The organism is Microcoleus sp. N9_A2 (assembly GCF_036701775.1).
Lineage (GTDB): Bacteria > Cyanobacteriota > Cyanobacteriia > Cyanobacteriales > Microcoleaceae > Microcoleus.
On the sequence record NZ_JAUBRH010000026.1, the window covers coordinates 50,323 to 69,284 of the forward strand.

Genomic DNA, 18,962 nt, shown 5'->3' on the forward strand with positions numbered 1-18,962 from the left:
AACTGTCAAACGTCAACAGTCAACAGTCAACTGCCAACTGTCAAACGTCAACAGTCAACTGTCAACAGTCAACTGCCAACTGCCAATTGCCAACTGCCAATTGCCAACTGACTAATTACATTACCTGTTCGACTTCGGCAATTTCTGGGATAGCCTCGCGCAGGCGACGTTCAATGCCCATTCTCAGAGTCATTGTGGAACTCGGGCAAGAGCCACAAGCTCCTTGCAGTCTCAGGTGTACCACTGGGCCGTCAATTTCTACGAGTTCGACGTTGCCACCGTCAGATATCAGGTAGGGGCGCATTTCATCGAGAACTGTTTCGACGTTATCTCTGGTTAGTGCTAGTGTCATATTTCGCCTCTGTGATGATTTCTTGCAGTTGATGAAAGTTAGATTTGACTCAAGGACAGCATTCTCAACCCGCGCGGGATTTAAGAAACCGGGTTTTTTGATAAAATACTTAGGCACTCAGGTGAGCCCGCGGCAGGAAACCCGGTTTCTGTCACGCTGATGCTCGATCCCAATTCGCTCTCTAGTTCGATCGTAGCGTTACTTGCCGCCAAATCAAGTTGATTCTGATACGTTAACCAAAAAAACCCGTTTTATTTAAGAAATCGGGTTTTTGATCGCGCTACACTACTGCTGGTTCTAGCAGTTTGACATGGGAGTAGTTGAACTCGGTTGTTGTCAGTTGACCTTTTTCTTTTGCTCGAACTACTTGCTTTGTCATGACATAATAGTCGCCTATCTTCTCAAAGGTATCTTCAAATTCGAGTTCTTTGATGATTTCGTCGGTTTGAGGGTTGCGGAAAACGGCATCGTAGTGGCTGGCCAAAGAACCTTCGGGTGTCTCTAAGCTTTTGTGCGTGTCAATTACGAAAGCCATGCGGCCCATCACCCGGCTGACTTGACAAATTGAGAGACCTCGGATTTTATAATTCGATCCCATTGAGTCGCCTTGCACCAAGATGTCCACAGCGTCGGTGCTGTCTTTCTCGCCCAGGGTGAAGCTATTTTTGCCGTGAGATTTTTCAAATGTCGAGCGCTTGCGGTGGGTAACAATGTCCCGCATTTGGGTGTAAACGCTCTGCTGCACTTCCTCATCTTCAATGCCGCTGACTTCCACGCTCATGTCGGGTTTGATGGAAACATGACCCGTATATACTTCGTCGCCCTGTTTGAGTTCAATATCGGCACTATAACCGGGAAAATTGGCATCCCAGGTATAGCGGTGTTCGTAAGCAGCGCGAAACAAATCGCGAGCGTTGGCTTGCTCTGTCATAAATCCCTCTTTCTCTTGACACCCATCTAGTTTAGCTTAACCGCGAGAAGCCCCACATTCACTGGGTAGGGGAGTTACCCGCACTCCTGGCGAGCACTTCTTGGGGGTGCTGCTGGGCTGGCAATTAGGGCGCCACAAGAATTTACTTTCTCTATCGGTTGCTATGATTTGAAAATAAAGTCCCAAAATACCTGGTTATTGAGAGCGCGATCGGTCGATCGCCAGACACCAGTCTTAGTTATATCGATTCCGGTTGCACCGGAATCATTGTTGACTGTTGACCCTTCGACTTCGCTCAGGGCATCGCTGTTGACTGTTGACTGTGAGTCAAAAAAATGAAAATTGCGCGAATTATTTGTTGGCAGCTTGATTCGACTTTACGCCCGACGATGAAGCGCGGATTTGATATCATTCCGGCGCAGCCGGAATTGATATTATGGGTTATGTTGAAAAAACTTGTGTCCGCTTTTTAGGGGTTGCACCCGCAGGCAACTATTAGATCCCCCCCCTTAATAAAATGCTAGAAACTGTCTACAAACACTTAGAAACATTGCAGGAACAAGCTAGGGAATTGCCACATCCGCAACAGGCAATTTTCACAAAAATCTTGGAAAATTTATCAAATTCTCTACATGAAATAGCAGGCAGCCACTTGTTTGAAAGCGCGACATATAACGCAGCAAAGCTGGTTGAAATCGAAAAAAATAATCGCCTATTGGAACGCACTGTAGCCCAGCAAGTAGGGCAAATCAGACAGCTACGGGAGCAGTTGGAAAAACAAATCAGCCAGCATCGCAGGGACAATCAAGGGTTAATTAAAAGCGAAGCAAAACTGCAAGCTATGCTGCGTAATTCTCCCGATCTAATTAGCATTGTTGGCTCCGACGGGCGAGTTCGATACCACAGCGGAGCCCTACAGCGACTTTTGGGTTACAACCCAGAAGAAAGAATTGGCAAATTTCACGGCGAGTTAATCCATCCAGACGATTTGCTGGCTTGGCAGACGTATTTTGGTAAGTTGTTAGAATTTCCAGGAATTGGGGGGGCAATCGAATATCGGAAACGCCACGCTGACGGTTCTTGGATCTACATGGAGTCGATAGGTAACAGTTTGCTTTCCGATTCTAGCGTGCAGGGAATTATAATTAATTCGCGGGAAATAGGGGAACGAAAGCAAGCTGAAATCGCAGTCCGAGAGTCGGAACTCCACTACAGAGTTATGTCGCAAATTACTTCGGATTTTGCCTATTCTTTTAAGGGACTGCCCGAGGGCAAGTTCGCCTGCGAGTGGGCGACAGAAGCTTTTGAGCGCTGCACCGGGATCGTTCCTGAAGAATTAGAATCGTTTGGTTGGTGGAACTCCGAACTCGTTCATCCCGACGACAGGGAAATGTTAATTAAACAGTTAGAAGGCTGTACTTTTAGCCGCACTGGAGCTAATGAGTATCGCATTATTAATCAAAAAGGCGAGGTGCGCTGGGTGCGGGACTACTGGCAAGTGGTGTGGGACAAAACTGCTGAACGGGTTGTCCGTTTGTGGGGCGCTTGTCAGGAAATTACCGATCGCAAGCAAGTAGAATTGAAACTGCAACTCGTTAACCAAGTTTTGCAAGCGCAGATAGCATCGGCGCCGCTGGCGATTAACTGTACCAGCAATGACGGCAATACCGTTGTTTGGAACCGCGCCGCCGAACAACTTTTTGGCTGGACTGCGGCTGAGGTTTTAGGGAAACCTTTACCGAATATTCCTGAAGGCCAAAAGCAAGATTTTTACGCGCTGCTAAAGTCTGCGTCTAATGGCAAGCCGCAAAACGGTTTGGAAATATCTTTGTTGAAAAAAGACGGTAGTTCGATCGATGTTTGGCTGTTTGCCGCACGCGTGCGAGATGCGGGCGGTCAGGCTGTCGGCAGTATCAACATATTTTCTAATCTTTCAGAACGCAAGCGCATAGAGGAAGAGCGCCAAAAACTAGCAGCGATGAAAGATATGGAGGAACCTTTTTGGGCGCGCTATGTCAGCCCTCAAAAAACTCCGAAAAAAAAGGGAAGTGGTTCAGTTGACAGTTGACAGTTGACAGTTGACAGCACGGGTAGCGACCTCTACCTGGAAGGAAGAGGATTGGAGTAATGAATAGTCTTCTTTTAATTTCTCCCGATCAGGCTTGGGGCTTTAAACCAATTTTTTCTGGTAATTATATCAAGCACAAGTTAAAAGCATTAAAAGTGTGAAAGTGCAATCTTATGCTTGCCATATCCTTTCCGGTCAAATAACCTATTTGATGGGAGTCGTTCGAGCGGACATAATCTGATAAATACACCGGGCTACTACGTGTAGTAGTTGCTATGCTGTACTGTGTATAGCAGTTGACAGTTGACAGTTGACAGTTGACAGTTGACAGTTTTTAAACTGCATCAAACCGTTGATGCTACAAGGGTCAGGGATCTATTCATGAGCTTATTTCTGTCCTTACCGATGTGGCGATTGCTATAAAACTATAATTCCCTAAAAATAATTGATGAACCAGCTACCGAATTTAGTGAGGGAATCTATCGATAAAGTGTCAGCTTTTTCCAGGGTAAAACTTGTTGGAAGGGTAAATATGAGACTTGTTAAATACGCCACTAGAAGGTTTACTGATGCCCAGATTTTTCCTGACTCCTGAAAGTGGCTAACTCTGCGTGAGTTTGGCAAGCTTCACTTAACTCAATGTAATCTAAGATATTGGAAATTACCTGAGAAAGGTGGATAGCCGAACGGTGAGCTTCTTGGATAAAATCTCTCTCTTCTATGGGATCGTCAGCTTGGTCGTCTATGGTTAGTTGTAGATAGCCGATGATGTGATTTAGGGGAGTGCGGAGCTCGTGAGAGGCCTTCAACAAAAATTGCTTTTTGAGCTGGGATAGTCCTTGTACTCGCTTGCTGCGCTCTTGGTAGAGGGTGGCGAGGGCGATCGCACTTCCTACTTGCTCGGCAAGTTCTTGTGCGAATTCGATCTGGCATTGAGTCCAAGGTCGATCGGCATTACCCTTCCCAGACGATCGACCTTTGCACTGATGCAAGCTAATTATGCCGTTAGGTTGCTCTTGGTAAGCGGTAGCCACCACTAGCAGCGACTGCGGCCCAAAATGGTCATTAGCTGCAAAGGAGTCTACTACCACCGGTTCGAGGGTGGCTAGAGCTTGAAGGAAATGAGGTGCTGCTGTGAGCGAGATTTCCATTCCCAGCATCGGTAAAAATGGTTCTTGGCAGTATTCAGCAGCTACTTTGACTTGCAGGCTAGAACTTTCATAGGGACAAAGGATACAGCGGCTGACACCTAGTGTTTCTCCCAGACTGTTAACTGTTTGCTGCCAGATGGTATTGAGATCCAAGGTTCGACGAATATTTCTGCCAATTTGGAGTAAAAGCTTTTGCGATTGAGCTGATATTTGCTGATTCATAGCAACCCTTTTTCTACTAGACTGGCAAAAGTTTACCACTCCGGCAACAGAGCAGGGAGTTACTGAATTTACCAGCCTGCCGCTGTGCTACTTATGGATTACGTAATTCTACTTAAATGTTGCCACAGACCGTCAAACATTACTAAGTATTTGCGGTGTCTTTACTAGGATGTGTGGGCTGCCAGCCTACAGATTAAAGATGAGCTGTTATCCGTATTCCCCGGATTTGATTTATGCCAATTCTGGGTGGGATCGGAAGTGGCGTGGGTGATCAATATGAGTCCAAAACTCCCAAGGAGGGAGCTTGGCGACGGATAAAAGTCAAAATTGATACGTTGGTGGGCGATCGAACTGTGGGGAGCATTTCACTTTTGCAGCCAAGCTAGAAATTGGAGTTTTGAGGCAGGAGACAGGAGGCAGGAGCCAGAAGGAAGGAGCAAAAAGAAGTGTTTTTACAAATATGAGATGCTCCCGAACTGTGTTTATAGGATAATTACCAATTATCGATGACCTTTATTCACGCAACGGAACTCACGGATACACGAATATAGCAATTTTTAAGGGAGTAAGATACAGTTTGGTAATTGGTAATTGGTAATTGATATCCATTCCGGTTGTATCGGAATGATTAAACCGCAGAGGACACAGAGGATACAGAGAAAGGGAAGAGAGAGATGAATAATTCCGATGCCAACGGATTTGATATGATAAGAAAGCTGGCGAGTACCTCACGAAAGTTGAGAACCGCTCTAGCAGTTTTTTTTTCGGCTTCCTGATTCCCTATTGCTTCTTAATTTGTGCTGATTCCTGATTCCTGATTCCTTCAAAGTCCTGATGACCAATTACTGATGATCAATTACTGATGATTAATTTTTAAAGAGTGGTTCTTGATAAAGCGGCACAGTAAAAGTAACAGTCGCTCCCAGCCCTTCCCCCATACTGTAAAAATTTACTGTACCCCCCATTGCTTCTACCAGTTTTTGAGAAATAGCCAATCCCAAACCAGTGCCGCCATATTGTCTGGTACGATTGCCGTCTACCTGAAAAAATGACTCAAATAATTTATCCTGCTTGTCGAGAGAAACGCCAATGCCAGTATCAGCAACTCGGATTTTTACCATTCCGGGGAACTGCTGGTTGTCAACAGTTACCTTTTTCTTAATAATTTCGGCACTGATGCGAATTCCCCCTTCCCCGGTAAATTTAATCGCATTGCCCGTGAGGTTCAAGATTACCTGAAGCAGGCGTTGGTAGTTGCCGTACACAATAATCTCGTCCTCCACAGGGGGTTTTTGGATTTGAAATTGCAATCGCTTTTGCTCGACTTGAACCCGTGTAAAATTCTCAACTTGTTGCAACAGTTCACCGAGTTTGACGGGAGCGAGGTCTAACTCCATTTTGCCAGCTTCGATTTTAGCGATATCCAAAATATCGTTAATCACATTGAACAAATGTACTGCTGATCGGTAAGCTTCTTCGATAAATTGGTGCGCTTCTTCGGGGTCATCTGCCATGCCGTCCATAAGCAGTTTTAGGAAGCCGATGATGCCGTTGAGGGGGGTGCGGAGTTCGTGAGAAGTATTAGCAAGAAATTGACTTTTAAGTTGGGAAAGAGCTACGGCTTCGGCGCGGGCTAGTTCTAATTCTTGGTAAAGTGTAGCGTGGGCGATCGCACTGCCGACTTGAGCGACTAACTCGCGGGCGAATTCGAGTTCGACATGACTCCATTTCGGGGAACTGCCGCAGCGGTGCAAACATATCAGTGCATTGGGTTGGTCTTCATAGGAGGTAGCTGCTACGAGCACGGAATGGCGGTGGAAGGGATCGGCGGCAGGGGAGGCGTAATCGACTGCTACTGGTTTTAATGTGGCTAAAGTTTGAATCCACCCTGGTTGTTCGGCTGCGCGCAGTTCTAATCCCAGCATAGAAGAGTAAGCTTCTTGGCGGTACTCAGCTACTACTTTAAAAGTTTTCGATTGGAGATTTTCGATTTGAGCTGGGGAAAGCGGGGGCGAGGAGTCTGTGGCTATTGACTGTTGTAATTCGGCTGCTGCGGTCGATTTTTGCTGATTTTCCGAGGCAAGGAAGGGGGATGTTTCGAGATTTTCGCTGTCTTTTTTGTAGGAACAGATGATGCAGCGACTTGCGTTCAAAACTTGACCCAAGCTGTTAACAGTTTGCTGCCAAATTGTGTCTAAATCGAGGGTTTTGTGCAGGTTTTGAGCGATTTGGGAGATGATTTTACGATCGATTTCCGAGTAGGGAGGGAGCGATCGACCGGGGATACGGCTCGCTGGAAGTGACATTGGTTGGCGGGCGTCCCAGGGGGATGGCAAAGCTCGATAGAGCATGAATTCTGGGGAGTCGGGCCGTCTGTCTGTGGGTTTGTCAGACAGCAGCCTTCCGATAACTAAGACTTTTGCAGCTTTGCCGTTTGAGTCGATCGCCGGAGTGAGTGTCAAATCGAAGAGAAAATATTGTCCGGCGTGGCAAAATGGATAGCTGAACCGTTGCGGCACGAGGGTTTCGAGCGCCCGCCGCAGGATATCGAGATAAGGCGCAGGGGGGATGGGTTGCAGGGTTTCGCTGAGGGGGCGATCGACAATTTGTTCTGCTGTAAGGTTGTACTGCTCGGCTTTTTGCCAGTAAAAAGATAGATATCGACCCCTTGCGTCTTGGGTAAATACTAATTCTGCCCCTAACTCTTGAAAAAAAACTGTAGAGGCGAGGCTCGATCGCCGGAAATCTGTGTTAGAGTCCATCAGAGTAGGGGATGAAAGTAGTTCGGATTTTGGAGTCTTGAGTTTTTTATAAAAGACTCAAGACTCCCCATTGTTTGGGGCTTCTACTGTTAATTTGTGAGTTATTAATCAATTAAAAAGTTGTTGGCTTTTTAATTAAAACATTAATCGCTCCAAACCCACAATTTGCAAGAATTTTAGGCTTCTACTATTGACTTTTGAGTTATTAATGAACTCATCAAATATTAATTCCTTAATTCGGAACTCAACTCAAAACTCACAACTATTCGTTTTCAGCCGTTTTGGGTAATTTAAAGATAAAAATTAAGATTGAGAAATTAGGAATCTGCACCGATTAACTATCAAGTGTGAAAATTACGCCAAAATATGAGGCTGCGAACAACTCTAGTCAGGGAATGGCTCACGCATTTTTTCCCTCACCTGAAATTGTTCCGAGGTTGTGATTTAGCCGAGTTCACTCGCCCGCCACCTGTAGCTTTAGCCACGAAATCTGCAGGAGATCGCCCGCGCGATCTAAATTTCACAGCCTGCTGATTTGCGCGCGCCGTCTGGGGCCAGAGCACCTTAGTCGTTCCATTCACCGCGTGGCGGGACTGGGGGGTTGCGACGCAAACCCAGAGCCAGTTCGTCTTCGCGGCGCTCGCCTCTGAGCCACTGCTTGATTGCTGTTTCAATGACTTTGCTGGGGTCATTCGTCAAGTGCTTAATTTGGTCTAGCAGTTCAGAATCGATATGGATGGACAGTTCGACTTTTTCTGACGAACTGTGGGAAGGTATTCTTGATTCGCTCATAGTTAAAAATCCTAGTTTTAATTCTTAAGTTTCAATTCTTTTCAGGACAACCGGCTGGACTAGATATTTGAAGTCCCTGATTTGCACCCAACCTTTCCTCAACCGCTTAACCGCTTTCTGTACAATGAGAGAGAGAAAAGTTTTTTCCTTTTGGGTGTCCTGGCTCTGTCGGACACTTGAAAGGCTAATAACTGATACTCTTGAGGTTTGCCTCAGTTGTGGTTTCATCTCAATCCCCAGTAAGAGGTGGAAGTAAGCACTCTACTCTTGCTTGTGTAATCATACAACAAAAAGTATCCTTTGCCGATTAGCTCTTCGATAAAAAACATGACTAACGTCCCTGTATCTCGCATTCGTAATTTTTCGATTATTGCTCACATCGACCACGGAAAATCGACCTTGGCAGATCGGCTGTTGCAGGCGACTGGGACTGTGCAGGCACGGCAGATGAAGGAGCAGTTTTTAGACAATATGGATCTCGAACGCGAACGCGGCATTACGATCAAGCTGCAAGCGGCTCGGATGAATTATACTGCCAAGGACGGTCAGGAGTACGTGCTCAATCTGATCGACACTCCCGGACACGTAGACTTCTCCTATGAGGTTTCGCGATCGCTGGCTGCTTGCGAAGGGGCGCTGCTGGTGGTTGACGCATCTCAAGGTGTGGAAGCACAAACCTTGGCAAATGTCTACCTTGCCTTGGGAAATAATTTGGAAATTATTCCGGTTTTAAATAAAATTGACCTGCCGGGGGCGGAACCGGAACGGGTAAAAGGGGAAATTGAAGAAATTATCGGTCTGGACTGTAGCGGGGCGATTGAGGCTTCTGCTAAGGAAGGAATTGGTATTGATGAGATTTTGGAGGCGATCGTCGAAAAGGTGCCGCCGCCGCAGGATACTGTTGATAAACCGCTGAGGGCGCTAATTTTTGACAGTTATTACGATGCTTATCGCGGGGTAATTGTGTATTTCCGGGTGATGGACGGAAGTGTTAAAAAGGGCGATCGGGTTTTGTTGATGGTTTCGGGTAAGGAATATGTCATCGATGAATTGGGCATCCTTTCACCGACTCAAGTTCAAGTAGACGAACTGCACGCGGGGGAAGTTGGTTATCTGGGCGCGGCAATTAAAGCTGTAGCTGATGCTCGCGTCGGTGATACGATTACTTTGGTCAAAAAGCCGGCACCGGAGCCTTGGCCGGGTTATACAGAGGCAAAACCGATGGTTTTTTGCGGCTTGTTCCCGATCGATGCTGACCAATTTCCAGATTTGCGGGAAGCTTTAGAAAAACTCGAACTCAACGATGCGGCGCTTTCTTACGAACCGGAAACTTCGAGTGCGATGGGATTTGGTTTCCGCTGCGGTTTCTTGGGTTTGCTGCACATGGAAATTGTGCAGGAAAGACTGGAGAGAGAATACAATTTGGATTTGATTGTTACGGCTCCTTCTGTGGTTTATCAAGTCACAACAATTAAAGGAGAAGTGTTAACAATTGACAATCCCAGCCACTTGCCCGATCCTCAGTATCGGGAGAAGATTGAGGAACCTTATGTGCGGGTAGAAATGCTGTCGCCGGAAAACTATGTGGGGACGCTGATGGAGTTGTCTCAAAATCGGCGGGGCATTTTTATGGATATGAAGTATCTGAGTCAGGGGCGGACTACGCTGGTTTACGAGTTGCCTTTGGCGGAGGTGGTGACGGACTTTTTCGATCAGATGAAATCGCGATCGCGCGGTTATGCGAGCATGGAGTATCACATCATCGGTTATCGCGAAAATCCGTTGGTGAAATTGGACATTTTAATTAATGGCGATCCGGTTGATGCTTTGGCGATGATCGTACACCGGGATAAGGCTTATAATGTGGGCCGCGGGTTGACGGAAAAACTCAAGGAGTTGATTCCTCGCCATCAATTTAAGGTTCCCATTCAAGCGACTATTGGCGCGAAGGTGATTGCTTCGGAACACATTCCGGCTTTGCGGAAAGATGTGTTGGCTAAGTGTTACGGCGGGGATATTTCGCGGAAGAAGAAGTTGCTGCAAAAGCAGGCGAAGGGTAAGAAGCGGATGAAGTCTGTGGGTACTGTGGATGTGCCGCAGGAGGCTTTTATGGCTGTGCTGAAGCTCGATCGCGATTCGTAGTTTGTGTGGCTTTTTGTCAGGAACAGGCAAGATGCCTGTTCCACAAAGAGTCTGTTTTCTTGTGGGACGGGCATCTTGCCAGTCCCTAAAAGGCTTAAATTAAAATGGTGTAAAATGTCGGGTATAATTAAACATATAATTGTTAGTTGAATTTACTACTATGAGTACCAAAATATTACTAAAGCCGTCGGACAAATTAACTGACTTTTCCTTGACAGCCGTCATCGCACAGGAAACGGAGGGAAAATATCAAGCGATTGTATTGGGTTTGCCAGAATGTAAATCTGAGGGAAATACTCGCGAAGAGGCGATCGCAAATCTCAGCCAGTTGGTCACGAATCGTTTAGAAAAAGCGGAAATCATTTTTCTGGAAATCCAAGAAAAAAAACCAGATAGTCCAGCTTTGAAAGTGCTGATAGAACAGAAAACAGAGGGAAAATATCAAGCGGTGGTTTTGGGTTGGGAAGAATGTAAAGCTGATGGTAATAGCCGGGAAGAAGTTATTACCAATATTAGCTTAGTTGTGGGCGATCGGCTAGAAAAATCTGAACTGATTTCTCTGGAAATTAAACCGCCAAAACCGGAGCATCCGTGGATGAAATTTGCGGGAATGTATAAAGACAATCCGCTGTTTGGTGAGGTGGTTGCTTATATGGAAGCCGATCGCAATACCCTTGAGGAGGAAATGGGAACAGATTACCCCCAAGTTGATGTGGAGATGGGAGTAAAATGAGTTTGTGGGTACTGGATACGGATTGTTTGACGCTTTTTCAAAACGAGCATCCGCTGGTAAAGCTGCGAGTTAGTCAGGCTAATCCTGAAGAGATTGCAGTAACAGTGATTACCGTTGAGGAACAAATGCGGGGATGGTTGAATGCGATTAATCAATCTTCTCAATCGGATCGAGTAATCTGGGGTTATAAGGGATTGCAGGATGGAGTAGAGTATTTCAACAGTGTTAATGTGTTGAAGTTCGATCGCGATGCTTACAATTGTTATACAGATTTGGTGCGTCAAAAGATTCGCATCGGCACAAAAGATTTGCGGATTGCTGCTGTTGTGATTTATAAAAATGCTATTCTGGTGACGCGGAATCGGCGAGATTTTGAGCGAGTACCGGGTTTGAGGTTTGAAGATTGGACAATTTGAGGAGTTGGCTGGGGATGAAGGGCGATCGGGCGATCGCATCACAGCTTACTACAACTTAAACAAGAATGCTTTGTTGAAACTCGCGCTGAATTTCATCTACAACTTTGCGATCGCTCAAATCGCGGTGCCACCAGTGGCTACAGCCATCTTGACAATATTTATCGTACCTGCGCGCATCAGCAATTGCCAATAAACTTATTAACAGGAAAAAGGTTTTGATAAATTCTGAGGGCGGGAGTTTCAAAAGCTTTCCCATTTGTTCTTTTAATCGCCCTTTACTCAGCAACACGCAAGGGGTGTATGTTGGGCGAAGTTTTGATTTGGCAATAGCTAGGGAAACATCTTCTTCTCGCGCCCCTGCTTGGAGGATCATGTAGGATAGCCGCTGCAATATCTCCTGCTGGTATTGGGTTGGGAAGCTTAAAAACCAGTTTTTTGCATCTTTTTGGCTAATTAATTCTTGTTGAATTTGATTGATTGTAATTTCATTGGTTAGATTCATTTGTCTCTACTAAGTCGGGCTCAAATATAATGTGATGTTATCCTTTTAGTTTTAGCCATCTGTTGATTTGAGTTTGCCGGATGCTTTTGCTTGATCGATCGCCTCTTGAATCAGAAGGTAGACAAAGTTGGAGATCGATCGCTTTTCGAGATCGCACAACTTTTCGAGATCCTTTTTAGCCTGTGTTGGCAAAACCACTGAAATCCGCTCGCTGTCGCTCATGCCTTGCAATCTGTTGGAAGTTTCCCCTATTGTGCCACCTCGCCCGTCCAGCTTGCAATGGGCGATCGTCGGTCGCTATCGCAGCCGATCGGATGCGGAGGGACATCTTCAGTTGTTTCGGCAACGAGTGCCCAACATCCGATTTGAAGTGGTGTTTGATTTACCTCATCCACAAGGATAATTTTCTTGGGGGAGGGTGTTTGATAAGTTAACAGTCAAATTATCGAGGGCGATCGCACTTTTGGGGTAATGGGCGATCGTCCTTGACCAAAGAAATTGGTTGAGCTAAACTAAAACTTAGTTTAAATTGCGTATAGTAGATGCACATAATCAGCTACCGACGGGTGCGTGAATACAGCGAAACTCATGCTGATTGCGGGGAAGCTTTGGATAACTGGTTTAAAATTGCTAGCAAGGCTAAATGGTCTAATTTAATTGAGGTACAATCTGTTTTTCCTAAAGCCGAAGCTGTTGGAGGGTTTACAGTTTTTAATATCAAAGGTAATAATTATCGATTAATCGTTAGTATTGATTATGAAAGCAAATTAATTTATATCAAATATATTCTCACCCATGCTGAGTATGATAAGGAGAAATGGAAAAATGACCCTTACTTTTAATCCAGATAAATACAAAGAGTTATTGTCTCAGTACCAGCCGAAAATAATTAGAACTGAAGCGGATAATGAAAAGGCTCTCGCTATTGTGGAAGAGTTGATGCACCGGGGCGATCGCACTCCTGAAGAAGACGAGTTATATGAATTGCTGATTGCATTAATTGAAAAATTTGAGCAAGAATTCTATGCACCAGGAACCACAGCAATGCCTCGTTCAATACTGCTGTTTTTGATGGAACAAAGAGAGTTACAACCTGCTGACTTAGTGGGAGTTATTGGATCTGAAAAAAGAGTGTATGAAGTGGTTAATGGCGATCGAGATATTGGGAAAGAGCTGGCATTGATTCTGGGGAGTTTCTTTCATGTAGATCCGAGTTTGTTTTGTAATTAAGGGAAGTAAGATTAAGGGTGATTCCCTACGCGATAGCTACGCTCGCGCGCACTTTGAGAGATTAAGGGCGATCGCACTTTTGGACGTGAAGGGCGATCGCACTTAATTAACAAATAGCCGAAGCAGGAGCAATTTCGCGGAGTGGCATCAGGAATTCTTGCTTTTCGACCGGGGTGATATAGCCGCCATTTAGAGCCATTTCCATGAGTTGTTCGACAAATCCCTTTAACTCTGTTATAACTTGAGTTTTATTCAGTTCAAAGTGTTGATTTCTGGATTTTAGGGTAAACTGGTTTGGAGATAAATATCCAAATCTTTTTAAATTACAGCTAATTTTATCATTGGCTAAGGGATGTAATTCCAGAGTCATGCAAACACTTTCAACAAATTCTATGTTGATGGGATTGCCTTGGGATAACTCACTAATTTTTTTGGGGAGTTCATCTTCTAGGAGCATACAGATATCGGGGTCTAAAAAAACTTTTACTTTTTCTTGACCAATTTCTATTGATACTAAACTATCGCATTCAAAGCAAAATAGTTTCAGACCTAATTCAAAATGCGAAAGTTCTCCTAATGAGTCATCTGGTGGGTCCGCATATTGTTCGCAATTAGGTTTTTCTAGCTGGATTGTAAAATTGATATAGTTATTCATCTCGATCGCTCCTATCTAATGGCGAGAGGCTTTATTTGATAGGTTTAATTTCGGCTATTGGCCGATCGTCTTGCAAGAGTACCAAGATATTCCCATCTTGGATGAGTTTAAGAAAGCTCGACAGATCTCTCTGAATTTCATCAATATTAATGTCGATCGCAGTTGCGCCGGAAATAACTGACTCAGCATGGGAAGATAAAGGAGGGGATTCATTAGCAGATATTTCGCGCAGCAAATGCGTACATAAATCCCGATTTTGAGAATGGGTAGAATGTAATATCTGGCTATATAAACTCCGGGCTAAATCCTGATTGAGAATTCCATAAAGTAGAATCATTGTCCATTCTTTAGCATTCACAATCATCCGGTCTATGCTATCAATAAAAGCCTGGAACTGGTCTTTTAGCTCAAAAGACTCTAGAAAATGAATGAGACCATACATGACTTCATGTTGTTCGCATCTGTCATCGAAAACTAGATAAAGTGCTGGCAAATATTCGCTGTTAGGATGTAGGGCAAGTTCGGCTAAAGTGACGTCAAAACTCATTACTTCCTCATCAGATCGCATAAATTTATTAGCATTTAATGTTTCTATTAATTGACAATACTTCGGACAGTTTTGGAACAGCGGCGCTCCGCGAGCAGAGCCAAAAACTCCCTGAGATTTTAACCGATAATCAAAAAAAAGGCACTTTTTACGTTAAGCTCAAAAAACACACGAACTTAAAAAAATGCCCGATGAATATTCTAGAATCTATCTTACAACAAATGTCAGGGATTAGTCAATCCCAAAAAAAGTTTATGGTAATTTTATTTTCCACCATATTACTTGTTTATGGCAAAGTTAATTTTACCAATCTGAGCCGTTATAGTTCCTTGAGTGAAAAAACTTATCGTCGTCATTTCTTGAAAAAATTTAGTTTTAGTGAATTCCATCAATGTTTTATCAAAAAAGCATTGAATTCTGAGCGAACAATTATTGCTGCAATCGATTGTTCATTTATTAACAAAAGTGGCAAAAAGACTGAAGGTAAAGCTACATTTTATAATGGTGTAGCTGGCAGACCTGAAGAGGGATTAGAAATTTCTGTCATTTCTCTTGTCGAAGTTGAAACTCATTTATCTTATAGTGTGAGCGTACAACAAACGCCCTGGCGTCCTCCTACAGAACTACCCAAAAGTCCCCTAACTACTAAAGGGAAAAAAACGTCAAAAAAACAGACAAAAAAAGAGGCAGTTAAAAGCTCAACGCCTGAATTAACAAGAGTTGACGACTATGCCAAACATTTAAAAGAAACTCGTTTTATATTGCCAGAATCTGTACGTTATTTGGTAGCTGACGGTTATTATTGTCGCGCCAAGTTCTGGGATGCTGTACGGGATTTAAATTTACATTTGATTAGCAAATTACGGTCTGATGCCAACTTGAATTACATCTATACAGGTGAAAAAAACAAAATAGGTGCCCCTCGCAAATATGATGGAAAAGTAGACTGTAACAAATTAAAAAACTTAACTTTTATCAAAGAAATCAAGCCGGGGGTTAAGCTTTATTCATTAGTAGTATGGAGTGTTTGTTTAAAATGTCAAATACGTTTAGCTTGTCTTCAAGAAGTTCAACCTAACGGTAAAATTAAAAATATTTTATTGTTCAGCACTGATCTCGATCTGACAGGTGAGCAAATACTTGAGTATTATCGGGCTCGTTTTCAAATTGAATTTATTTTTCGTGATCCCAAACAATTTACAGGTTTATCCGATTGCCAATCTTGTAGTGGTCAACGCCTGGATTTTCATTTTAATGCCAGTCTGACTGCTTTAAACTTAGCCAAATATGAAGCTTATAATCGTCATTCATCTCCCGCTCCATTCGTGTTTTCGATGGCTTCTTATAAACGCCTTGAATTCAATAGGCATATACTTTACACCTTTATTGATAAGTTAGATTTAGACCCGAATTTAATTTTAAATCACCCTAACCTTCCGTCAGTCCTATCCTATGGTACTCTCGCTGCTTAAAAACTGTCCGGAGTATTGAATTGAGTAACGTTCATCTTATCTCTCCCACTTTATCAAAAGTACCCAACCATGCCACTGAAAAAGGGTTCGCTACTTTAATTAAATCATGGAAGATTACTTTTGGTGAATGGGAGGCGATCGCACTTTTGGACATTAAGGGCGATCGTACTTATCAACGGAGACTTCGGGAGCGAGCAAAAACTTCAGCAGCAGCAGGCGAACCCATAAAACGCCAATGCCAAGGTTCATAACTTACTCTTTGGGCATTGTTAGCAGGAAAAGACATTTCAAACCCAAACTCTTTGGCATGAATAGTTAGCCATTTATAGGCGCTGGTATTTTCAAATTCGTAGGTAATATCTTTTTTAGGGTATAAGCCCTCTGCTAAATCTATAGCGTAACCAGTATGGTGTTCGCTGTGGCCAGGAGGCGCACTTAATTTTGCAGCTTCTTCAGGAGATCCGCGTTTTTCTATCTGGCTTTTGAACAGCAACTCTTGATTTGCAATATTGCGAAATCCTGAGACTGCAATAATCCAAACACCTTCATCACGAGCCGCATAAATCATCTTCATTAATGCTAGTGCTGCTTCTCGATCAAGCTGTTCTAAACGTTGATACTCCTGCTGGGCATAGCTAGCAATAACCATCAATCTACTGCTATCTGCTTCTGCATAAGGAAAATGACCATATTTGGATTCCTGACTGATTGCCGGGAGCGCTAGTGAAGGTGAATTAATACTGGGAACTACCGAAGCTGGAGTATTTAATTCAGACTGGATAGGTGGATTATGAACTAAAAATTGTGCAATAGGATTGTGGCTGACAATAACTGCGATCGCAATTATTGCGATTGTCCCACACCAAATATACCACGGTTGCTTGAGAAACTTCATAGCTAATTTTTAACTTGTCTATCTGCTATTTTCCAATTCGCATTTTCTAGCTTTAACGTGAAACGATAGAAACCTGAGTTAGTCTTAGATTCGTCAAGACTACCATTCATATAAAAAGAAAAGTCTTCTTTAATGGCGACCTCTATTTGGGCTTCATTTCCACTGGCAGAAAAGTAACCTGTTGCTTGAGCTGAACGATTACTATACTGATAGTAAGCATTATTTTGTTGCAACCAGTCAATTGAGCCTCCTGGCTTTATGATGTCGTCATAGACTTTTCCGGTTGTAAGGTTGGCAGCTAGTTGGCGATCGAATGGAGCAGCAAAAATCTTGTCTTTCGCTTGCAGATAGCGCTCGATCAGATTAACAGCTTCTTGTTTAGTTAGACTATTAGAAGTTGCTGGCTGAGAGTTAGGTTGCGGTCGTACTTCAGGTGGTGCTTGTGGAGTGCTTAAAGGCACAGAGTTAGTAGAGGGTGGTTTATTTTCACTACTGGCTTTTGAAATATTTTCTTGAATGGCATTCCAGGCAGCTTGACCGCCTAGAATTAGCACAGCACCACCTACCATAACACCCATCAAAATGCCGTATATTTTCCATAGTTTTTGTTTGTCTGTTGGGTCATTCATAGGTAAATATCTCCTCTTAGATGAGTAAAATTTTATGAAACTTCAATATTAATGAGGTAGCCTGACTGATTTGGTGCAGAAATTTCAATAATATAATCTCCAGTATTTGGCAGTTTGCCCTGCCATTGGGATACACCGTTCACAGCATTGCCTATTATTTGATTTTTAGGAGAAATAATTGTCACATTAATACTTCCCTGCCTGACTTGCACAGTCATTCGTTGTCCGCTACCGCAGTTTAGTAAGTAGCGCTTTTTTTGATTTGCTGTTACACTGTCACGAATTGTTGCTCCTGTACTACCTTTATCAAAGCTTACTCGTTCAGTTGAATCCGATGGTGGTGTAGATAAATTAGTTGGCGATCGCGCTTCTGGTGGTGCTGGTGGAGTGCTTAAAGGCAAAGAGCTAGTAGATACTGGTTTATTTTCAATACTGGCTTTTGACATATTCTGTTGAACGGCATTCCAGGCAGCTTGCCCCCCTAGAATTAGGAGAGCACCGCCTACCATTACACCCATTAAGATGCCGTAGACTTTCCAGAGTTTAGTTTTTTCCTGTTGGTCATTCATAGTCCTATTTAGCTTACTTACTTTTTTCCACTTTTTTCAGATTCATTTCCCAGTTCGCTGGATTCTTCAGATTCTCTTTTTCTGCGTTCTTTTTCTGACTCCTTAGAACTATCTAAATCTATAGCATCAGAGTTTAACGAATGATAATCTTCTGCCTTATTAGATCTATCTTTGATTTGTGAAAAGACAGAATCGTTAGGAAACAGTGGAGCAGCTACTCGATTGTTCACATCTGCCAACCCTGAAGCAATCCCAGTAAATGTTACTACTCCTGCCGCAAATTTCTTGGAAACATCTCCTATTTTGGAGAAAATATTATTGGCTTTGCTCTGTGCGTTTGAAATAGTAGTATCAACTTTTTTCATGTTTTCCCCAGCAGCATCAATTTTATTCAGAATTTCACCTACTTTATTCTGAGCATCGTCAAGATTCTCTTTCTCCTCATTTACAGCATCTTTAGACTCGCTTAGATCAACATCATGGCACTTTCGCTCTGTTTCTTCAAGTTCCGTCAAAGCGTCATCACGTTTTCCAATTTGTTCTTTAATTTCAGACTGTTTTTGCTGCATACCTTCTTTAATTGTTTCAAGCTTGCCTCTGGATTCATCAATCTCGGTTGCTTTTTGTTCCATTTTTTGGTTAATTTCCTGGTAAGCAATTTGCAAAGCCTCTCCTTCTAGTTCACCGAGTTTCTCCGAGATGGATTCTAAGTTTTGCTCAAGATTATTAAGTTCTTCCGTCTTAGTTTCAATAATTTGTATCTGCTCATCTACTTCTAGATCAGCTTTTTCAATTTCCTCGTTTAAAATATCCAGATCACTTCTGTCAGAAACGTCTCCCTGAGTTTTTCGCTTCGAGTCCGCTGCTTTTTTTGATTTTCTGAAGTCACTCATG

21 protein-coding genes are annotated in these 18,962 nt (G+C 43.4%); 8 read left to right on the top strand and 13 right to left on the bottom strand.

Going from position 1 to position 18,962, the window contains the following annotated elements:
- Nucleotides 1–115: 115 nt before the first annotated feature.
- Both QUA44_RS16610 and QUA44_RS16615 read right to left on the bottom strand, forming a co-directional pair.
- The gene (locus QUA44_RS16610) at nucleotides 116–352 is read right to left on the bottom strand and encodes a NifU family protein (RefSeq protein ID WP_006632519.1); all 237 of its coding nucleotides are present in this window, start codon (nucleotides 350–352) and stop codon (nucleotides 116–118) included.
- A gap of 280 nt (nucleotides 353–632) precedes the next feature.
- Entirely contained in the window at nucleotides 633–1,283 is a 651-nt protein-coding gene (locus QUA44_RS16615) for a DUF3386 domain-containing protein (RefSeq protein WP_333252437.1), read from the bottom strand.
- 517 nt (nucleotides 1,284–1,800) lie between these two features.
- Between QUA44_RS16615 and QUA44_RS16620 the strand changes: the two genes are divergently transcribed.
- Nucleotides 1,801–3,351, top strand: a complete 1,551-nt coding sequence (locus QUA44_RS16620; protein ID WP_333252436.1) for a PAS domain S-box protein — start codon at nucleotides 1,801–1,803, stop codon at nucleotides 3,349–3,351.
- Between the two features lie 563 nt (nucleotides 3,352–3,914).
- Here the strand turns inward: QUA44_RS16620 and QUA44_RS16625 are convergent.
- From QUA44_RS16625 to QUA44_RS16635, 3 genes are all read right to left on the bottom strand, one after another.
- Nucleotides 3,915–4,724, bottom strand: coding sequence for a GAF domain-containing protein (locus QUA44_RS16625; RefSeq protein ID WP_333252435.1), 810 nt, complete (start codon nucleotides 4,722–4,724; stop codon nucleotides 3,915–3,917).
- A gap of 866 nt (nucleotides 4,725–5,590) precedes the next feature.
- Nucleotides 5,591–7,486, bottom strand: a complete 1,896-nt coding sequence (locus tag QUA44_RS16630) for an ATP-binding protein (protein ID WP_333252433.1) — start codon at nucleotides 7,484–7,486, stop codon at nucleotides 5,591–5,593.
- 564 nt (nucleotides 7,487–8,050) lie between these two features.
- Nucleotides 8,051–8,278 (bottom strand): type II toxin-antitoxin system CcdA family antitoxin, encoded by a 228-nt coding sequence (locus QUA44_RS16635; protein WP_006632513.1) that lies wholly within the window; start codon nucleotides 8,276–8,278, stop codon nucleotides 8,051–8,053.
- Between the two features lie 327 nt (nucleotides 8,279–8,605).
- Here QUA44_RS16635 and lepA point away from each other — a divergent pair, with 327 nt between their 5' ends.
- From lepA to QUA44_RS16650, 3 genes are all read left to right on the top strand, one after another.
- The gene (lepA, locus tag QUA44_RS16640) at nucleotides 8,606–10,420 is read left to right on the top strand and encodes a translation elongation factor 4 (RefSeq protein WP_333252432.1); all 1,815 of its coding nucleotides are present in this window, start codon (nucleotides 8,606–8,608) and stop codon (nucleotides 10,418–10,420) included.
- Between the two features lie 160 nt (nucleotides 10,421–10,580).
- Nucleotides 10,581–11,153, top strand: coding sequence for a type II toxin-antitoxin system HicB family antitoxin (locus QUA44_RS16645; protein WP_333252431.1), 573 nt, complete (start codon nucleotides 10,581–10,583; stop codon nucleotides 11,151–11,153).
- Nucleotides 11,150–11,569 carry a type II toxin-antitoxin system VapC family toxin gene (locus tag QUA44_RS16650; RefSeq protein ID WP_333252430.1) on the top strand — a complete coding sequence of 140 codons (420 nt, stop codon included), beginning with the start codon at nucleotides 11,150–11,152 and terminating at the stop codon, nucleotides 11,567–11,569. Before QUA44_RS16645 ends, QUA44_RS16650 begins: the two co-directional genes overlap by 4 nt.
- A 55-nt stretch (nucleotides 11,570–11,624) precedes the next feature.
- On the opposite strand, the gene QUA44_RS16655 is transcribed toward QUA44_RS16650, so the two are convergent.
- Nucleotides 11,625–12,071 carry a DUF5958 family protein gene (locus QUA44_RS16655; RefSeq protein WP_333252429.1) on the bottom strand — a complete coding sequence of 149 codons (447 nt, stop codon included), beginning with the start codon at nucleotides 12,069–12,071 and terminating at the stop codon, nucleotides 11,625–11,627.
- A gap of 51 nt (nucleotides 12,072–12,122) precedes the next feature.
- On the bottom strand, nucleotides 12,123–12,293 hold the full coding sequence (locus QUA44_RS16660; protein WP_333252428.1) for a ribbon-helix-helix domain-containing protein: 171 nt from the start codon (nucleotides 12,291–12,293) through the stop codon (nucleotides 12,123–12,125).
- Here QUA44_RS16660 and QUA44_RS16665 point away from each other — a divergent pair.
- The 3 genes from QUA44_RS16665 to QUA44_RS16675 all read left to right on the top strand — a co-directional run bounded on the left by QUA44_RS16665 (nucleotide 12,292) and on the right by QUA44_RS16675 (nucleotide 13,301).
- Nucleotides 12,292–12,474 carry a hypothetical protein gene (locus QUA44_RS16665; protein ID WP_333252427.1) on the top strand — a complete coding sequence of 61 codons (183 nt, stop codon included), beginning with the start codon at nucleotides 12,292–12,294 and terminating at the stop codon, nucleotides 12,472–12,474. The genes QUA44_RS16660 and QUA44_RS16665 overlap by 2 nt on opposite strands.
- A 139-nt stretch (nucleotides 12,475–12,613) precedes the next feature.
- Nucleotides 12,614–12,913 carry a type II toxin-antitoxin system HigB family toxin gene (locus tag QUA44_RS16670; protein ID WP_333252426.1) on the top strand — a complete coding sequence of 100 codons (300 nt, stop codon included), beginning with the start codon at nucleotides 12,614–12,616 and terminating at the stop codon, nucleotides 12,911–12,913.
- A complete protein-coding gene (locus tag QUA44_RS16675) occupies nucleotides 12,897–13,301 on the top strand; it encodes a transcriptional regulator (RefSeq protein WP_333252425.1) in 405 nt (134 codons plus the stop codon). Before QUA44_RS16670 ends, QUA44_RS16675 begins: the two co-directional genes overlap by 17 nt.
- Before the next feature lie 106 nt (nucleotides 13,302–13,407).
- Here the strand turns inward: QUA44_RS16675 and QUA44_RS16680 are convergent, their stop codons facing one another.
- Both QUA44_RS16680 and QUA44_RS16685 read right to left on the bottom strand, forming a co-directional pair.
- Entirely contained in the window at nucleotides 13,408–13,956 is a 549-nt protein-coding gene (locus QUA44_RS16680; RefSeq protein WP_333252424.1) for a hypothetical protein, read from the bottom strand.
- A 31-nt stretch (nucleotides 13,957–13,987) separates the two neighbouring features.
- Nucleotides 13,988–14,524, bottom strand: coding sequence for an Imm30 family immunity protein (locus tag QUA44_RS16685; RefSeq protein WP_333252423.1), 537 nt, complete (start codon nucleotides 14,522–14,524; stop codon nucleotides 13,988–13,990).
- Between the two features lie 17 nt (nucleotides 14,525–14,541).
- On the opposite strand from QUA44_RS16685, the gene QUA44_RS16690 reads away from it, so the two are divergent.
- Nucleotides 14,542–15,975 carry a transposase gene (locus QUA44_RS16690; protein ID WP_333252422.1) on the top strand — a complete coding sequence of 478 codons (1,434 nt, stop codon included), beginning with the start codon at nucleotides 14,542–14,544 and terminating at the stop codon, nucleotides 15,973–15,975.
- A gap of 172 nt (nucleotides 15,976–16,147) precedes the next feature.
- Here the strand turns inward: QUA44_RS16690 and QUA44_RS16695 are convergent, their stop codons facing one another.
- Genes QUA44_RS16695 through QUA44_RS16710 form a run of 4 tightly spaced genes read right to left on the bottom strand, consistent with a single transcriptional unit; the run spans nucleotide 16,148 to nucleotide 18,961 of the window.
- Nucleotides 16,148–16,870 (bottom strand): M15 family metallopeptidase, encoded by a 723-nt coding sequence (locus QUA44_RS16695; RefSeq protein ID WP_333252421.1) that lies wholly within the window; start codon nucleotides 16,868–16,870, stop codon nucleotides 16,148–16,150.
- Between the two features lie 2 nt (nucleotides 16,871–16,872).
- Nucleotides 16,873–17,499: an ARC6/PARC6 family protein gene (locus QUA44_RS16700; RefSeq protein ID WP_333252420.1), complete on the bottom strand. Its 627-nt coding sequence runs from the start codon at nucleotides 17,497–17,499 to the stop codon at nucleotides 16,873–16,875.
- A 32-nt stretch (nucleotides 17,500–17,531) separates the two neighbouring features.
- On the bottom strand, nucleotides 17,532–18,068 hold the full coding sequence (locus QUA44_RS16705) for a hypothetical protein (protein ID WP_333252419.1): 537 nt from the start codon (nucleotides 18,066–18,068) through the stop codon (nucleotides 17,532–17,534).
- 17 nt (nucleotides 18,069–18,085) lie between these two features.
- Nucleotides 18,086–18,961, bottom strand: coding sequence for a hypothetical protein (locus QUA44_RS16710; protein ID WP_333252418.1), 876 nt, complete (start codon nucleotides 18,959–18,961; stop codon nucleotides 18,086–18,088).
- Nucleotide 18,962 lies beyond the last annotated feature (1 nt).

Coding starts and splice junctions, on each gene's coding strand:
- QUA44_RS16670 (WP_333252426.1), top strand. CDS start 12,614: ATGCACATAATCAGCTACCGACGGGTGCGTGAATACAGCGAAACTCAT.
- QUA44_RS16665 (WP_333252427.1), top strand. CDS start 12,292: ATGCCTTGCAATCTGTTGGAAGTTTCCCCTATTGTGCCACCTCGCCCG.
- QUA44_RS16700 (WP_333252420.1), bottom strand. CDS start 17,499: ATGAATGACCCAACAGACAAACAAAAACTATGGAAAATATACGGCATT.
- QUA44_RS16625 (WP_333252435.1), bottom strand. CDS start 4,724: ATGAATCAGCAAATATCAGCTCAATCGCAAAAGCTTTTACTCCAAATT.
- QUA44_RS16660 (WP_333252428.1), bottom strand. CDS start 12,293: ATGAGCGACAGCGAGCGGATTTCAGTGGTTTTGCCAACACAGGCTAAA.
- QUA44_RS16695 (WP_333252421.1), bottom strand. CDS start 16,870: ATGAAGTTTCTCAAGCAACCGTGGTATATTTGGTGTGGGACAATCGCA.
- QUA44_RS16630 (WP_333252433.1), bottom strand. CDS start 7,486: ATGGACTCTAACACAGATTTCCGGCGATCGAGCCTCGCCTCTACAGTT.
- QUA44_RS16645 (WP_333252431.1), top strand. CDS start 10,581: ATGAGTACCAAAATATTACTAAAGCCGTCGGACAAATTAACTGACTTT.
- QUA44_RS16680 (WP_333252424.1), bottom strand. CDS start 13,956: ATGAATAACTATATCAATTTTACAATCCAGCTAGAAAAACCTAATTGC.
- QUA44_RS16610 (WP_006632519.1), bottom strand. CDS start 352: ATGACACTAGCACTAACCAGAGATAACGTCGAAACAGTTCTCGATGAA.
- QUA44_RS16685 (WP_333252423.1), bottom strand. CDS start 14,524: ATGCGATCTGATGAGGAAGTAATGAGTTTTGACGTCACTTTAGCCGAA.
- QUA44_RS16615 (WP_333252437.1), bottom strand. CDS start 1,283: ATGACAGAGCAAGCCAACGCTCGCGATTTGTTTCGCGCTGCTTACGAA.
- QUA44_RS16620 (WP_333252436.1), top strand. CDS start 1,801: ATGCTAGAAACTGTCTACAAACACTTAGAAACATTGCAGGAACAAGCT.
- QUA44_RS16710 (WP_333252418.1), bottom strand. CDS start 18,961: ATGAGTGACTTCAGAAAATCAAAAAAAGCAGCGGACTCGAAGCGAAAA.
- QUA44_RS16705 (WP_333252419.1), bottom strand. CDS start 18,068: ATGAATGACCAACAGGAAAAAACTAAACTCTGGAAAGTCTACGGCATC.
- QUA44_RS16675 (WP_333252425.1), top strand. CDS start 12,897: ATGACCCTTACTTTTAATCCAGATAAATACAAAGAGTTATTGTCTCAG.
- QUA44_RS16655 (WP_333252429.1), bottom strand. CDS start 12,071: ATGAATCTAACCAATGAAATTACAATCAATCAAATTCAACAAGAATTA.
- QUA44_RS16635 (WP_006632513.1), bottom strand. CDS start 8,278: ATGAGCGAATCAAGAATACCTTCCCACAGTTCGTCAGAAAAAGTCGAA.
- QUA44_RS16650 (WP_333252430.1), top strand. CDS start 11,150: ATGAGTTTGTGGGTACTGGATACGGATTGTTTGACGCTTTTTCAAAAC.
- lepA (WP_333252432.1), top strand. CDS start 8,606: ATGACTAACGTCCCTGTATCTCGCATTCGTAATTTTTCGATTATTGCT.
- QUA44_RS16690 (WP_333252422.1), top strand. CDS start 14,542: ATGTTTCTATTAATTGACAATACTTCGGACAGTTTTGGAACAGCGGCG.